The 14286-nt window shown below is 67.2% G+C and carries 13 protein-coding genes; 6 read left to right on the top strand and 7 right to left on the bottom strand.

The features are described 5' to 3' along the window. The first annotated feature begins 46 nt into the window (after nucleotides 1–46). The 3 genes from KDD17_RS08460 (at nucleotide 47) to KDD17_RS08450 (ending at nucleotide 3810) form a co-directional block, all read left to right on the top strand. Nucleotides 47–1393: an NAD(P)/FAD-dependent oxidoreductase gene (locus KDD17_RS08460; protein ID WP_254796751.1), complete on the top strand. Its 1347-nt coding sequence runs from the start codon at nucleotides 47–49 to the stop codon at nucleotides 1391–1393. Between the two features lie 11 nt (nucleotides 1394–1404). Next, entirely contained in the window at nucleotides 1405–2568 is a 1164-nt protein-coding gene (locus tag KDD17_RS08455) for a M20 aminoacylase family protein (protein WP_212703279.1), read from the top strand. 78 nt (nucleotides 2569–2646) lie between these two features. Continuing rightward, nucleotides 2647–3810: a M20 aminoacylase family protein gene (locus KDD17_RS08450; RefSeq protein WP_212703278.1), complete on the top strand. Its 1164-nt coding sequence runs from the start codon at nucleotides 2647–2649 to the stop codon at nucleotides 3808–3810. On the opposite strand, the gene KDD17_RS08445 is transcribed toward KDD17_RS08450, so the two are convergent. From KDD17_RS08445 to moaA, 3 genes are read right to left on the bottom strand one after another with little or no spacing between them, the layout of a single operon-like run. Then, a complete protein-coding gene (locus tag KDD17_RS08445; protein ID WP_254796750.1) occupies nucleotides 3800–4840 on the bottom strand; it encodes a glycosyltransferase family 4 protein in 1041 nt (346 codons plus the stop codon). The genes KDD17_RS08450 and KDD17_RS08445 overlap by 11 nt on opposite strands. Then, on the bottom strand, nucleotides 4833–6116 hold the full coding sequence (locus tag KDD17_RS08440) for a 3-deoxy-D-manno-octulosonic acid transferase (protein ID WP_212703277.1): 1284 nt from the start codon (nucleotides 6114–6116) through the stop codon (nucleotides 4833–4835). The genes KDD17_RS08445 and KDD17_RS08440 overlap by 8 nt, the downstream gene beginning before the upstream one ends. Before the next feature lie 4 nt (nucleotides 6117–6120). Continuing rightward, a complete protein-coding gene (moaA, locus tag KDD17_RS08435; RefSeq protein ID WP_212703276.1) occupies nucleotides 6121–7128 on the bottom strand; it encodes a GTP 3',8-cyclase MoaA in 1008 nt (335 codons plus the stop codon). Nucleotides 7129–7216: 88 nt separating this feature from the next. On the opposite strand from moaA, the gene KDD17_RS08430 reads away from it, so the two are divergent. After that, entirely contained in the window at nucleotides 7217–7750 is a 534-nt protein-coding gene (locus tag KDD17_RS08430) for a hypothetical protein (RefSeq protein WP_254796749.1), read from the top strand. A 44-nt stretch (nucleotides 7751–7794) separates the two neighbouring features. Here KDD17_RS08430 and KDD17_RS08425 read toward each other — a convergent pair whose 3' ends face one another. Genes KDD17_RS08425 through glmU form a run of 4 tightly spaced genes read right to left on the bottom strand, consistent with a single transcriptional unit; the run spans nucleotide 7795 to nucleotide 12193 of the window. Then, complete coding sequence (locus KDD17_RS08425) at nucleotides 7795–8475, bottom strand: DNA alkylation repair protein (protein ID WP_212703275.1); 681 nt, start codon at nucleotides 8473–8475, stop codon at nucleotides 7795–7797. Beyond that, entirely contained in the window at nucleotides 8468–9019 is a 552-nt protein-coding gene (locus tag KDD17_RS08420) for a pyridoxamine 5'-phosphate oxidase family protein (RefSeq protein WP_212703274.1), read from the bottom strand. Before KDD17_RS08420 ends, KDD17_RS08425 begins: the two co-directional genes overlap by 8 nt. Further along, nucleotides 9019–10839 (bottom strand): glutamine--fructose-6-phosphate transaminase (isomerizing), encoded by a 1821-nt coding sequence (glmS, locus tag KDD17_RS08415; protein ID WP_212703273.1) that lies wholly within the window; start codon nucleotides 10837–10839, stop codon nucleotides 9019–9021. The genes KDD17_RS08420 and glmS overlap by 1 nt, the downstream gene beginning before the upstream one ends. 1 nt (nucleotide 10840) lies before the next feature. Beyond that, nucleotides 10841–12193, bottom strand: a complete 1353-nt coding sequence (gene glmU / locus KDD17_RS08410) for a bifunctional UDP-N-acetylglucosamine diphosphorylase/glucosamine-1-phosphate N-acetyltransferase GlmU (RefSeq protein ID WP_212703272.1) — start codon at nucleotides 12191–12193, stop codon at nucleotides 10841–10843. Between the two features lie 146 nt (nucleotides 12194–12339). On the opposite strand from glmU, the gene KDD17_RS08405 reads away from it, so the two are divergent. Both KDD17_RS08405 and KDD17_RS08400 read left to right on the top strand, forming a co-directional pair. After that, nucleotides 12340–13014: an HAD-IA family hydrolase gene (locus KDD17_RS08405; RefSeq protein WP_212703271.1), complete on the top strand. Its 675-nt coding sequence runs from the start codon at nucleotides 12340–12342 to the stop codon at nucleotides 13012–13014. After that, nucleotides 13014–14228: a DegT/DnrJ/EryC1/StrS family aminotransferase gene (locus KDD17_RS08400; RefSeq protein WP_212703270.1), complete on the top strand. Its 1215-nt coding sequence runs from the start codon at nucleotides 13014–13016 to the stop codon at nucleotides 14226–14228. Before KDD17_RS08405 ends, KDD17_RS08400 begins: the two co-directional genes overlap by 1 nt. Nucleotides 14229–14286 lie beyond the last annotated feature (58 nt).

Here is a 14286-nt window from a genome sequence, read left to right as displayed (position 1 = left end):
GCACAATGAGGCATGGGCGCGCCTCGCTTGCGGAGTGGGGTAAGCGGTGAGCGGCGCGTTTCCCTTTGATCTGAGCGATGCGACCTATGCCGGGGCAGCATTGCCGCCCGAGGCCGATCTGGTCGTGATCGGGGGCGGGGTGATCGGCATTTGTACCGCGCTTTTTGCCGCGCGGGGCGGCGCGCGGGTGGTGGTACTGGAAAAGGGACGCGTTGCCGCAGAGCAATCGAGTCGCAACTGGGGATGGATCCGCCAACAGGGGCGCGATCCGGCGGAGATCCCGATTGTGCAGGAGGCGCAGAAGCTTTGGCAGGCGCTGGCGCGTGAGACGAACGCCGACATTGGGTTGCGCCGGGCGGGCGTGACCTATCTGGGATATGACGCCGCCGCGATGGCACGCTATGAGGCGTGGCTGCCGCACGCGGCGGAACACGGGCTCGACAGCCGTCTGTTGAGCGGGGCGGAAGTGGAGAAGCTCTATCCCGGAATGGCGGAGCGGCCTTTGGGCGCGCTTTACACGCCGTCCGATTTGCGCGCGGAGCCTTGGGTGGCCGTGCCGGCCTTGGCCGAGATTGCCGCGCGCGAGGGCGTCGCGATCGTTGAGCGCTGTGCGGTGCGCTGTCTGGATCTCGTGGGTGGGGCCGTCCACGGTGTCGTCACCGAGCGCGGGCGGGTGAAAGCGCCGCGCGTTGTGCTTGCCGGCGGCGCGTGGTCGGCGCTGTTTTTGCGCAATCACGGAGTGCCCCTGCCGCAGCTGTCGGTGCGCAGCCAGGTGGCTGCGACGGCGCCGATGGGGGATGTTGGCGCGCCTGCGGGCTCTGCCCCCGGTGTGGCATTTCGCCGCCGGGCCGACGGGGGATATACGCTCGCGCCGGGGTTCGGGCCGGATCTGTACGTGGGGCCCGACGCGGTCCGGTCCTTGCGCCACTATATCCCGCAGCTGCGGGCCGATCCGTTCTTTGTCAAGCTGCGGCCTGCCGCCCCGCGCGGCTACCCGGATGCATGGGGGACTGCGCGGCGCTGGCAGGCGGATGCGGTAACGCCCTTTGAACGCATGCGAATCCTTGATCCACGCCCCAGCCCGCGCCGGATGGCGGAGCTCAAGCGGCGGTTCGAGGCGCTGTTTCCCGGGCTTGGACCCGTGACGTTCAGCAAGACCTGGGCGGGTATGATCGATGCCATGCCGGATGTCGTGCCGGTTGTCGATCACGCGCCGATCCCGGGACTGATCATCGGCACGGGGATGAGCGGGCATGGCTTTGGCATCGGCCCGGCGATGGGCCGGATCCTTGCGGATCTTGCCGCGGGGCGCGATCCGGGTCACGATCTGACAAGGTTTCGATTTGACCGGTTTACCGATGGATCCCCGATGATCCTGGGGCCGGATGTCTAACAAGGGTACCTATGCCGATCAAGAATAGCTTTGCCGATCGCCACGCCGATATCACCGCCTGGCGGCGCCACCTGCATACCATCCCCGAGCTCGATTTCGACCTGCCCAAGACGAGCGCCTTTGTCGAGGGCAAGCTGCGGGAGTTCGGCATCACCGATATCACCACCGGCATGGCCCGGACCGGCATCGTCGCCGTGATCGAGGGCCGCAGGTCGGGGCGCACCATCGGGCTGCGCGCCGATATGGATGCGCTGCCGATCACGGAGGCGACCGGGCTTGACTATGCCTCGACCCATCCCGGCAAGATGCACGCCTGCGGGCACGACGGGCATACCGCGATGCTGCTGGGAGCGGCGCAGTATCTGGCCGAGACGCGCAATTTTGTTGGCCGGGTCGTGCTGATCTTTCAGCCCGCCGAGGAGGGCGGCGGCGGCGGCCGCGTGATGTGCGACGAAGGGCTGATGGAGCGGTTCGGAATCGAGGAGGTTTACGGGCTGCACAACGCGCCTGAATATCCGGTGGGGCAGTTTGCGATCCGCGAAGGGGCCCTGCTGGCCGCCGCCGATCAGTTCGACGTCATCGTCACCGGCAAGGGCGGCCATGCGGCAGCCCCGCATGACGCCGTCGATCCCAATCTGGCCGCCGCGCATTGCCTTGTGGCCTTGCAATCCATCGCCAGCCGCAGCGTCGATCCGTTGCAACAGGTGGTGGTGTCGACCTGCGTAATCCGCTCGGACAATGACGCGCATAACGTGATCCCTCAGACAGTGCTGCTGCGCGGCACGGTGCGCACGCTGGACGCAGGGGTGCGCGATCTGGCGCAGGAGCGGCTGGAGGCTCTCGTCACCCATACCGCCGCTGCCTATGGCTGCACCGTCGCGATTGAGTACGAACGGGGCTATCCGGTGACCGTGAACCACAAGGGCTATACCGATCATGCCGCCGATGCGGCAGAGATCGTGGCGCCCGGTGTGGACCGCGATACGCCCCCGATCATGGCCGGGGAGGACTTCTCCTACATGCTGCAAGAGCGGCCCGGCGCCTATATCATGCTGGGCAACGGGGAAGGGCCGATGGTGCACCACCCGCAGTACAACTTCAACGACGACGCGATTCCGGCGGGCTGTTCGTGGTTCGCCGAACTGGTGGAGCGGCGGCTGCCCCTGGACGGTTGACACGTTTTCGGCAACCGCTGGCACGCGGCTACAGGCTGGGGTAGAGTGCGCGCAGACCAATCACAGGAGCCCTCCCGCATGCCCGTCAAGAACCGATTTGCCGAATTGCACACCGACATCACCGCCTGGCGTCGCGATCTGCACGAACACCCCGAAATCCTGTTCGAGGTGCACCGCACCGCCGCCACCGTCGCCGAAAAGCTGCGGGCCTTTGGATGTGACGAGGTGGTCGAGGGCATCGGGCGCACCGGCGTCGTGGGCGTCATCAAGGGACGCGAGACGGGGTCCGGCAAGGTTGTGGGGCTGCGCGCGGACATGGACGCGCTGCCGATGACGGAGGCGACGGGGCTTGAGTATGCCTCCAAGACCGAGGGCGCGATGCACGCCTGTGGGCACGACGGGCATACCGCGATGCTGTTGGGGGCGGCGCAATACCTTGCCGAAACGCGGAATTTCGACGGCACCGTCGTGGTGATCTTTCAGCCCGCCGAAGAGGGCGGCGGCGGCGGCAAGGTCATGTGCGACGATGGCATGATGGACCGTTGGGGTATTCAGGAAGTCTACGGCATGCATAACTGGCCGGGCATGCCCACGGGCAGTTTTGCGATCCGTCCGGGGCCGTTCTTTGCCGCGACGGATCTTTTGGATATCGAGATCGAGGGCCGGGGCGGTCACGCGGCCAAACCCAATGAGACGATTGACCCTACGGTGATCGCCAGCCAGATCGTGCTGGCGCTGCAGACCATCGTGTCGCGCAATGCCGATCCGATTGGCGATATCGTGGTCTCGATCACCTCGTTCGAGACGTCGTCGAACGCCTATAACGTGATCCCGCAGCGGGTAAATCTGAAGGGCACCGTGCGCACCATGACGACCGAACTGCGCGATCTGGCCGACAAGCGGGTGAATGAGATCTGCACCGGTATCGCCAGCGCCATGGGCGCCACGGCCAAGGTTGCGTACGAGCGCAACTATCCGCCCATGGTCAACCACCCCGAGCAGACGGAATTCGCCGCCGATGTGGCGCGCAGCGTGGCGGGGGACTGCGCCGAGGCGCCGCTGGTCATGGGCGGAGAGGATTTCGCCTTTATGCTCGAAGCGCGGCCGGGCGCTTATATTCTGGTGGGCAACGGCGACACGGCGAATGTGCACCACCCGCTCTATAACTTCAACGATGAGGCGATCCCGGCGGGGTGCAGCTGGTGGGCGGGCATCGCCGAGCAGCGCATGCCTATCGGCTGAGAAGCTCCCGGTAGAGGGTGATCAGCGCGCGCGCCTCGCGTTCAATCGAGAAATCGGTGAGCGCCCGGTCGCGGGCTGCGGTGCGCCAAGCGGTGAGACGGGGTTTGTCGCTGAGCGCGTCGCCGATAGCGTTGGTCAGCGCAGGGATGTCGCCCGGCGGGACCAGCAGGCCGGTGTCTTCGGTCACGATCTGATCGAACGCGCCGACGCGCGTGGCGACCACGGGGCAGCCGGTGGCCATGGCCTCGATCGGGGTGAGGCCAAAGCCCTCCCAGCGCTGCGGCGCGACATAAAGATCAAGGGCGGCGTACCAATCGGCCATCGCTTCGGTGGGCACTTCGGGCTTGAACAGGATGCGGTCACTCAGCCCCGCTTGGGCCACGCGCGCCTTGAGATCCCCAAGGAACGCGCGGTCCTTGTCGACGGCGCGGCCCATCACCAGTGCGGTGGCGCCCGGATGACCGGGCAGGGCGGCGATCATCGCGTCGACATAGGCATCTGTGCCTTTCTGCGCGCGGATGCGCCCGTAGCAGCCAATCAGCGGGCCCTCCACAGGCACGCCCATACGGGCGCGTAGGGCGGCGCGGTCGGGCGCGGGGGTAAATCCGTCTGTGTCGATGCCGTGCAGGATGACCGTGGCAGGCACGTCAAGATAGGCGGCGGTCTTGTCCGAGGTGGCGACGACCGCCTGCATCCGCCGGATGAGCCAGCGGGTCAGGCCCGTCTGCTTGCGTTGCGACGCGGAGGTGAAAATCAGCCGCAGATCCTTGCGCAGCAGGTGTTTCAGCGCCAGACCGCCGATCATCTCGACGTTGCGCCGGGCGTGCCAGACGCGAGGGGTCCGGCGCGGCAGGGTCAAGAGCGCGCGCAGCGGGATTTGCGGCACATGCGGCGGGATCACCGGGCCGGTGGCGACGATCCCGATCTCACGCGCTTGCACCGGCACCAGCCGCACCACGGTGGCCGTTACCCCCGACAGGCGGCGTTTGAAGTTGGGGGCGATCACCTCGATCCGGGCGGGGTCAGTCACGGTCCAGCTCCAATACCTTGATGAGCCGCGCGGCGATGGTGTCGAGCTTGCCGGTCTCGGCTTCGGCAAATCCCTTGGCCGCCGCGACGGCCCGCGCACGGGCCGCATCATCGGCCCAGAGGGCGGCGATACGCGTGGCCAGATCTTCGGCCCCGCTGACAAGCCGCGCGGCGCCCGCCGCCTCCATCGCGGCGTAGGTTTCGGCGAATGCGCTCACGTGGTTGCCAGACAGCACCGTGGCGCCGGATTGCGCGACTTCGAAAGGGTTGTGCCCGCCGATGGGTTTGAGCGAGCCGCCCAGAAACACCGTCTCCGTCAGCGCAAACCAATCGCCCAGCTCCCCCAGCGTATCGGCCAGATAGACCGCGCCGCCGGGTGCCTCGCCGCGGGTGCGGCGGGTGAAGGGCAGGCAGGTGTCGGCGATGCGTTGCACCACCTCCTGCCCGCGCTCGGGGTGGCGGGGCACGAGGATCAGATGGGCGTCGGGGTAGGTTGCGCGCAGGCGCTGGTGGGCGGCCAGCACGATCTCCTCCTCACCGGGATGGGTGGAGGCGGCGACCCAGATGGGCCGCGCGCCAAGGGCCGCGCGTGCCTCGAACTGCGTGTCCGCGTCGGTGGGCAGGGGGCCTGCGAACCCCTTGAGGTTTTGGCCCCGCGCGACACGCGGCACCGGCGCGTGCATCCGCACCATCGCCTGCGCCATGGCGTCGTTCTGCGTCAGGATCAGATCGAACACGTCAAGGATATAGGCGGCGAGCCGGGGGCGTTTGGCCCAGGCGGCAACCGACCGCTCCGACAGGCGCGCGTTGACCAGCGCCATGCGCGCCCCGCGCGCGCGGGTGCGGCGCAGCATCTGCGGCCACATCTCGGATTCGACGAATAGCGCCGCGTCGGGGCGCCAGTGTTTGAGGAAGCGTTTGAGCGGTCCGGGCGCGTCGATCGGCGCGAATTGGTGCACACAGCGCGACGGCATGCGCTGCGCGATCAGTTTGGCCGAGGTGGGCGTGCCGGAGGTGATGAGGAAATGCGCGGCGGGCAAGGCCACGCCCATGCGGGTGATGAGCGCGAGCACGGACAGGCTTTCCCCGACCGACGCCGCATGAAACCAGATGAGTGGCCCATCCTCGCGCGGCACGGTCGCGTGGCCCAGCGGTTCGTGCGCGCGGTGGGTGGGCAGGCCCGCGCGGCGCAGCTTGCGCGTGACGACCCACGCGGCAAAGGGCACGGCAAGGGCGGTCAGCCCGACGTAGGCGCGATAGGCGAGCGGTGTGCGCATGGCCTCAGCCGCCGGTGTGGCTCATGTGGCGGGGCATCTGGCCGCCGGGGGTCTGGCGGGAATAGTCGAAATCATGGCCGCGCGGCTTGAGGTTGATGGCCGCGCGAATGGCGTCCTCCAGCGGGCCGTCGTCATCGGGATGCGCGCGCAGCGGGGCGCGCAGATCGGCGCTGTCCTCCTGACCGAGGCACAGGTAGATCTCTCCGGTGCAGGTGAGGCGCACGCGGTTGCAGCTTTCGCAGAAATTATGGCTCAGCGGGGTGATGAAGCCGATCCTTTGCCCCGTCTCTTCAAGCCGCACGTAGCGCGCGGGGCCACCGGTACGCTCCGCCAGATCGGTCACGGTGTAGTGCTGCGCGTATTGCGCGCGCACGTCCTTGAGCGACCAGTATTGATCGAGCCGATCCTCGTTGCCGATGTCGCCCATCGGCATGACCTCGATCCACGTCAGATCGACGTCACGCGCGGCGCACCATTCGGTGATGGCGGGCAGTTCGGGTTCGTTAAAACCCTTGAGCGCCACCGCGTTGAGTTTCACCCGCAACCCCGCCGCCTGCGCCGCGTCAATCCCGCGCAGGACCTGCGGTAGGCGGCCCCAGCGGGTGACTTGCGCAAATTTCGCCTCGTCCAGCGTGTCGAGTGACACGTTCACCCGCCGCACGCCTGCGGCATAGAGCTGGCTTGCGTATTTCTCCAGCTGGCTGCCGTTCGTGGTCAGCGTCAGCTCCTTGAGCGTGCCTGCGTCCAGATGGCGGCTCATCCCCTCGAAAAACTGCATGATCCCGCGACGGACCAGCGGCTCCCCGCCGGTGATGCGCAGCTTTTCCACGCCCAGCCCGATGAAGGTTGAGCACATACGGTCCAGCTCTTCCAGCGTCAGCAATTCGCGCTTGGGCAGGAAGGTCATGTTCTCGGACATGCAATAGACGCAGCGGAAATCGCAGCGGTCCGTGACGGAGACGCGCAGGTACGTGATCGCGCGGGCGAAGGGATCGATCAGGGGGGTTTTCATGTCTCAGTGGTAGACCCCGGCGAAAACCGGAGCAAGCACGATTTAAGGGTCATTGATGCGACTTGAGGGGCAGAGTAGGCTACACCGCATGACTCGTTTTATGATTTCCCCGACCGTTCCGGTGATGGGCATGGCGCTGTTGCTGTCGGCCTGTGGCAATATCGGCCTGTTCCAGCCCGAAGATACCGTGACCGCACCGCCGCCCGAGGCGGAGGTAAGTGCCCAAGAGGTGGCCGAGGTCGCCCCGGACCCGGAGCTGACCGCGGCCCCGCCGCCGCCACCGGCCGCCAAGACGCAAGAGGCGCTTGATACCACGAGTGCGGCGCAGCGCGCGGCGGCGGCAGCGCCTGCGGCGCCCGAGGAGACGTCAAAACTGCTGGGCACCACGGTCGCAAGCCTTGGCAGCCCGACGGAGCCGGGTTTCTGGCTGAAAACCCCACTGGTCAAGACCGAGACAAAGGGCCGTGTGACCAACAAGGCCAACGGCAAATCCTCTGCCGTGACGCTGATCCCGATTGATGGGCCTGCGACGGGCGGCAGCCGGATGTCGCTGCCCGCGATGCGGCTGATCGAGGCGTCGCTGACCGATCTGACTGAGGTCGAGGTCACGCTGGAGGGCTAGCGCACGACGTCGCGTTGGAGGTTCTTCCCGTCCGGGCGCACGGGCTAGTCGCGCAGATGGCGCATCGCCTCTTTCGCGGCAAAGGGTTTCATCGCACCGCCATGGGTGTCGACGAAGGCGCGCACGCGGTCGGCGTCGTGTTTGGACAGCTCGCGCAGCCACCATGCGATGGCCTTCTGGATGAACCACTGGTGATCGGGGACATAGCCTGCGGCCCAGCCGAGGATACGGTCGCGCGCGGCGATCTCCGCCGGTTTGGGGTGGTTCTGTTTGGTCCAGGGCAGGGTGATGACCAGCGCCGCACGCCGGGTCCACAGGTGATCCGACTGCGTCCAAGCCTCGACCTCATCCAGACGCGCGGGATCGGCCACCAGACGTTTTTGCCCGGCCATGCAGGCGTGATCGGCGATGGCCCAGCTGTCAAAATCCGGGGTCCAGGAGGCGATCAACCGCCACGCGCCGGCATCATCGGGGCGCAGACGCGCCTGCGTCAGCAGCTTGGCCGCCGCCAGCCGCGCCTCGTAGATGTCGGTTTGCCAGAGGGCATCCGCCAGCGCCACACGCTGCGGCAGGTCCAGCTGCGCGCGCCATTCCCGGGTCAGCTCGTCGATCTGCGGATTGCGCAGGCCCAGATAGGGGCGGTCGGCCTTGTGATAGGCGCGCATACCCTCGGCGCGCGCCGGATCGGCCAGCGCTTCGAGTGCTGCGAGGAACGGCTCATGCATCGCGGGTCGGCGTGCCGGTGGGCATCCCGTCGATGGAGGTCTGGTTGCGCTCGGTCCAATAGGTGGCGATGCCGTCCGGGCCTTTCGCCTCGGCCCAGTCGCGCAGGATCGGGCGTTCCTTGACGTGCTCAAACATCGGTACGGCGTAGCCGCAGCTGGTTTGCAGCATGTCCACGGCCACATCGTAGATCTGCCGCGCGCCGGGGGAGGGCGGGAACATCGCGTCGAGCGCGGCAAATTCCGCGTGATCCGCGTGCAGGGTGCGCGCGCTGCCGTAGGCGCGCATGATCATCGGCTGCGCCTCGAACCCGCACCACATCAGGGTGATCCGGTTGACCTTTGCCAGATGCGCCGCCGTCTCGTTGCCCGATCCGGTGAGGTTGCGCCAGACGATGCGGTTGGGGCCCATCACGCGCAGGCTGTCCATCCCCTTGGGCGACAGATTCACGCGCCCGTCCTGCGCCGCGGTGGCGCAGAAGAACAGGTGCTGCGCCTCGATGAACTTTTGGTGCGCGGGGGCGATGGCGTCAAATTGCGTGGCCATTATTCCACCGTCACCGATTTGGCGAGGTTGCGGGGCTGGTCCACATCCGTGCCCTTGGCCACCGCCGTGTGATAGGCCAATAGCTGCGCCGGGATCGCGTAGAGGATCGGCGCCACCGCATCCGACACATCGGGCATGGTGATCGTGTCCCATGTGCCGTTGGCGGCCTCGGCCAGCCCCTCGCGGTCAGAGATCAGGATGACCTTGCCCTTGCGGGCCATGACTTCCTGCATGTTGCTCACCGTCTTGTCGAAGAGCGTATCGCGCGGGGCCATGACGACCACGGGCACGTCCTCATCGACCAGCGCGATGGGGCCGTGTTTCAACTCGCCCGAGGCGTAGGCTTCGGCGTGGATATAGCTGATTTCCTTGAGTTTCAGCGCGCCCTCATGGGCCAGCGGATAAAGTGGGCCGCGCCCCAGAAACAGCACGTCGCGGGCATTTGCCAGCTTGCGCGCGGTCTCGCGGATGGCGACGTTCTGGTCCAGTGCCTCGGCGATCAACGCGGGCAGGCGGCGCAGTTGCGACAGGTGATCGGCGCGCGCCTCGTCGGTCAGGGTGCCCCGGTCGCTCGCCGCCTTGATTGCCAGCAGGAACAGCACGGTGAGCTGACAGGTGAACGCCTTGGTCGAGGCGACGCCGATTTCGACGCCTGCATGGATCGGCAGCACAAGATCGCTTTCCCGCGCGATTGACGATTCCGGCACGTTGACGACCGACGCGATCCTGTCGGCTTTCCCGGCCATGTAGCGCAGCGCGGCCAGCGTATCGGCGGTTTCGCCCGATTGGGAGACAAACAGCGCGAGCGATTTGGCCGGCACCGGCGGCTCGCGGTAGCGGAATTCGGAGGCGACATCGACCTCGACCGGCAGGCGCGCGATCTGTTCGAACCAGTATTTTGCCGTCAGGCACGCCAGAAAGGCGGTGCCGCAGGCGACCATGGTGATCCGCTCAACCTGCGCAAAATCCACCTGCGGATCGGGCAGGCGGATCTCTCCCCCGGCACTCAGGTAATGCGACAGTGCGTCGGCAATTACCGTGGGCTGCTCGGCGATTTCCTTGGCCATGAAGTGTTTGTGCCCCCCCTTGTCGATGCGGGTGGCGGAAATCTCGATCTTGCGGATCTCGCGGGCGACTTTGTTGCCCTCGGCGTCAAAGACCTGCGCACCCGCACGGGTGATGACGGCGTAATCGCCCTCGTCGAGATAGCTGATGCGGTCGGTCAGCGGCGACAGTGCGATGGCGTCCGAGCCCACGAACATCTCGCCCTCGCCATAGCCTATCGCCAGAGGAGAGCCGCGGCGGGCGGCGATCATCAGGTCCTCTTCGCCGTCAAAGAGGAAGGCGAGGGCAAAGGCGCCGTGCAGCTTGCCAAGGGTCTGGATCGCGGCATCGGTGGGCGTGGCGCCCGCGCGCATGAACATCTCGGTCAGCATGGCAACGGTTTCGGTGTCCGTGTCGGTCTGCGGGGTCAGCCCATGCTCGGCCAGCTCCGCGCGCAATTCGCGAAAATTCTCGATGATGCCGTTGTGCACGACCGCCACGGGGCCGGAGCGGTGCGGGTGCGCGTTGGCCTCGTTGGGCTCCCCGTGGGTGGCCCAGCGGGTGTGGCCGATGCCGGATTTGCCCGCCAGCGGCTGGTGCACCAGTAGATCGCCAAGGTTGACCAGCTTGCCCACCGCGCGGCGGCGGTCGAGCGTGCCACCGTTGACGGTGGCGATGCCCGCGCTGTCGTACCCGCGGTATTCGAGCCGCTTGAGCGCCTCGACCAGAATGGGGGCTGCCTCGTGATTGCCAAGGACTCCGACGATGCCACACATATCAGCTGCTCCTCTGGCTGCGGGCTTTCTTGGCGCGCAGCATATCCATCAGTTTGCGGGCCATGCCCGGTTTTTCCACCTGTGGCGCCCGGGCCAGCGCCAGCGCGTCATCCTCGACGTCCGAAGTGATGACCGAGCCCGAACCGGTCATCGCGCCGGCACCCACGTGCACCGGGGCCACGAGCATCGTGTTCGACCCGATAAAGGCATCCGCGCCTATGTGGGTGTGGTGTTTCATCACCCCGTCGTAGTTGCAGGTGATCGTGCCCGCCCCGATATTGGCGCGCGCACCCACAAAGGCATCGCCGATATAGCTCAGGTGATTGACCTTGGCGCCCTCGGCGACGGTGGCATTCTTGATCTCGACAAAGTTGCCGACGCGGGTGTTCTCGGCCAGTTCCGCGCCGGGGCGCAGGCGGGCGTAGGGGCCGACGGTGGCGCCGCGGCTGACGTGGCAGCCCTCAAGATGGCTGAACGCGCGGATCGTGGCACCGGATTCAACCGTCACGCCGGGGCCAAAGACCACATGCGGCTCGACATGGGCATCGCGCCCGATGACCGTGTCGCGGGCCAGAAACACCGTATCGGGCGCTTGCAGGGTCACGCCGTCCTCCAGCAGGGCGGCGCGGGCGCGGGCCTGAAAGGCGGCCTCGGCCTCGGCCAGTTGCGCGCGGGAGTTCACGCCGAGCGTCTCGGCCTCGTCGCAGGTGACGGCGGTGGCGGTGAGCCCGCGCGCGCGGGCCAGCCCGATGATATCCGTGAGGTAGTATTCACCGGAGGCATTGTCGTTGCCTACCGCGTCGATCAGATCGAACAGCAGCGCCGCGTCGCAGGCGATCACGCCGCTGTTGCACAGGGTAATGGCGCGCTCGGCCTCGGTGGCGTCCTTGTATTCGACGATCCGCTCCAGTGTATCGCCCGCCATCACCAGACGGCCGTAGCGGCCGGGATCGGCAGCCTCGAACCCCAGAACGGCCACGTCGTGATCGCGCGCGGCCTGCGTGAGCCGTGCGAGCGTCTCGGCGCTGACAAAGGGTGTGTCGCCGTAAAGCACGATCGCCGTACCGCCCACACCCTCAAGCGCCGCGCGCGCCTGTGCGACCGCGTGCGCTGTGCCCAGCTGTTCCTCCTGCACGACGACTTTTGCGGTCGCGTCATGGGCGTGCACGGCGGCAGTGACGGCCTCGGCGCCGTGGCCCGCGACGACGACCGTGCGGGCGGGGTCCAGCGTCTCCCCGGCGGTGATGGCGTGGATCAGCATCGGCTCACCCGCGATCGGGTGCAGCACCTTGGGCAGCTCGGAATTCATCCGCGTGCCCTTGCCCGCCGCCAGAATGATAAGGCTTGTCGTCATGTGTCCACCGCTCGTCTTGTTTTTCGGCATGTTTAAAGCAAGGCGGGCGTGACACAAGGGCGCCCCGGCCCGCGCGGGATCAATTCGGGTTGCGGGTTGCAACATGTTTGCGCAAAGCTGCGCGGGAAATGGCACAAGGGGCGGGCATGAAAACGGTAGTCTTTGATCTCGACGGCACGCTGGCCGACACCAGCGGCGATCTGATCGCCGCCGCAAATGCGTGCTTTATCGAGGCGGGCCACGGCGCCCTTCTAGATCCGGGGGGCGACGCGGGCACGGCCCTGCGCGGCGGGCGGGCGATGCTGCGGCTGGGCATGGCGCGGCTGGAGCGCGCCGAGGACGATGCCGAAATCGACGCGATGTACCCCAAGCTGTTGGCGCACTACGCCCGCGACATCGACCGTCACACGGTGCTCTACGACGGCGCCATGGCGGCGGTGCAGGCGCTCAAGGGGGCGGGCTATGCCGTGGCGATCTGCACCAACAAACCCGAAGGGCTGGCGCGCGAGCTACTGACGCGGCTGGGCGTGCTCGACGCGTTTGACGCGATGCTGGGCGCCGACAGCCTTGACGTGCGCAAGCCCGACCCCGAGCACCTGCGCGAGACAGTGCGCCGCGCGGGCGGCGACCCGGAAGCCTGCCTGCTGGTCGGCGACAGCGACACCGACCGCAACACGTCCCGCCGCGCAGGCGTGCCGTCGGTACTGGTCACCTTCGGCCCCTCGGGCGAGGATATGGCGGCGCTGGAGCCTGAGGCGTTGCTGGCCGACTACGCGGATCTGCCCGCGCTTGTGCGCGATCTGATCGGGGCGCCGGACTGATGGCGGAGGTCTTCAAGGGCAGCTTCACCCAGCAGGAACCGATCCCCGAGGCGGGCATCGCGGCAGCGGTCGAGGTCATGCGCCACGGGCGGCTGCACCGCTATAACACCGCGCCGGGGGAGACGGCGCAGACCGTCCTGCTGGAGCAGGAATTCGCGGCGTCGGTGGGGGCGAAATACTGCCTCGCCGTCGCTTCCGGTGGTTACGCCATGGCCACCGCGCTGCGGGCCGTGGGGGTGAAGCCGGGCGACCGGGTGCTGACCAACGCCTTCACGCTGGCGCCGGTGCCGGGTGCCGTGGCCGCCGTGGGGGCCGTGCCCGTGTTCGTGGGGGTGACCGATCAGCTGGTCATTGACCTCGACGATCTGGCTGCCAAGGCGCATCAGGCGCGGGTGCTGCTGCTGAGCCATATGCGCGGGCATATCTGCGATATGGAGCGGTTGATGGCGATCTGTGACGCCGCAGGCATCACCGTGATCGAAGATTGCGCGCATACGATGGGGGCCGCGTGGAACGGCAAGCCTTCGGGCACCTGGGGGACCGTGGGATGCTATTCGTGCCAGACCTACAAGCATATCAATTCAGGCGAAGGTGGGCTGTTCATCACCGACGACGCCGACGTGGCGGCGCGGGCGATCATGTATTCGGGCAGCTATATGCTATATGAGCGCCACCGCGCGGGCCCGCCGAAAGAAGCGTTCGAGACGATCCGCTACGAGACGCCCAACATTTCGGGTCGGATGGACAATCTGCGGGCGGCGATCCTGCGTCCGCAGCTGGCGGATCTGGCCCGTCAGGTGGCGCGCTGGAACGAGCGGTATTTTGCGCTGGAGGCTGGCCTGCGCGACATCCCCGGCCTGCGGGTGATCGACCGTCCCGAGGCGGAGAGCATTGTAGGCTCATCCATCCAATTCATGCTGGACGGGTGGGACGGCGCGGCGGTGCAAGAAGCACTCGCCCGTTGCCTCGCGCGCGGGGTGGAGCTGAAATGGTTCGGCGGGGCGGAGCCGGTGGGCTTTACCAGCCGCTATGACAGCTGGCGCTACGTCGACGCGCCGGCGATGCCCGACAGCGACCGGGTGCTGTCGGGCATCGTGGACATGCGGGTGCCGCTGACGTTCACTCTGGACGATTGCGCTCTGATCGCGCGCATCATCCGCGAAGAGATCGGCGCTCTCTATCAATCGGGTGCGGTAGCGGCAGACGGCGCGTGATCCAGAGGTGCGCAGACGCGCACGACAGGTTTTCGCGCGCGCCTGCCGCACCGGTGTG

Origin of the sequence: Sulfitobacter albidus (genome assembly GCF_018200035.1) — a bacterium.
Lineage (GTDB): Bacteria > Pseudomonadota > Alphaproteobacteria > Rhodobacterales > Rhodobacteraceae > Sulfitobacter > Sulfitobacter albidus.
The sequence above is the reverse complement of the archived record's forward strand: the minus strand, read 5'-3'. Positions and strand labels throughout refer to the sequence as shown.

Excerpts from the sequence above, each read along its gene's own strand:
- KDD17_RS08455 (WP_212703279.1), top strand. The coding sequence starts at position 1,405 with ATGCCGATCAAGAATAGCTTTGCCGATCGCCACGCCGATATCACCGCC.
- KDD17_RS08450 (WP_212703278.1), top strand. The coding sequence starts at position 2,647 with ATGCCCGTCAAGAACCGATTTGCCGAATTGCACACCGACATCACCGCC.
- KDD17_RS08440 (WP_212703277.1), bottom strand. The coding sequence starts at position 6,116 with ATGCGCACACCGCTCGCCTATCGCGCCTACGTCGGGCTGACCGCCCTT.
- moaA (WP_212703276.1), bottom strand. The coding sequence starts at position 7,128 with ATGAAAACCCCCCTGATCGATCCCTTCGCCCGCGCGATCACGTACCTG.
- KDD17_RS08430 (WP_254796749.1), top strand. The coding sequence starts at position 7,217 with ATGACTCGTTTTATGATTTCCCCGACCGTTCCGGTGATGGGCATGGCG.
- KDD17_RS08425 (WP_212703275.1), bottom strand. The coding sequence starts at position 8,475 with ATGCATGAGCCGTTCCTCGCAGCACTCGAAGCGCTGGCCGATCCGGCG.
- KDD17_RS08420 (WP_212703274.1), bottom strand. The coding sequence starts at position 9,019 with ATGGCCACGCAATTTGACGCCATCGCCCCCGCGCACCAAAAGTTCATC.
- glmS (WP_212703273.1), bottom strand. The coding sequence starts at position 10,839 with ATGTGTGGCATCGTCGGAGTCCTTGGCAATCACGAGGCAGCCCCCATT.
- glmU (WP_212703272.1), bottom strand. The coding sequence starts at position 12,193 with ATGACGACAAGCCTTATCATTCTGGCGGCGGGCAAGGGCACGCGGATG.
- KDD17_RS08405 (WP_212703271.1), top strand. The coding sequence starts at position 12,340 with ATGAAAACGGTAGTCTTTGATCTCGACGGCACGCTGGCCGACACCAGC.
- KDD17_RS08400 (WP_212703270.1), top strand. The coding sequence starts at position 13,014 with ATGGCGGAGGTCTTCAAGGGCAGCTTCACCCAGCAGGAACCGATCCCC.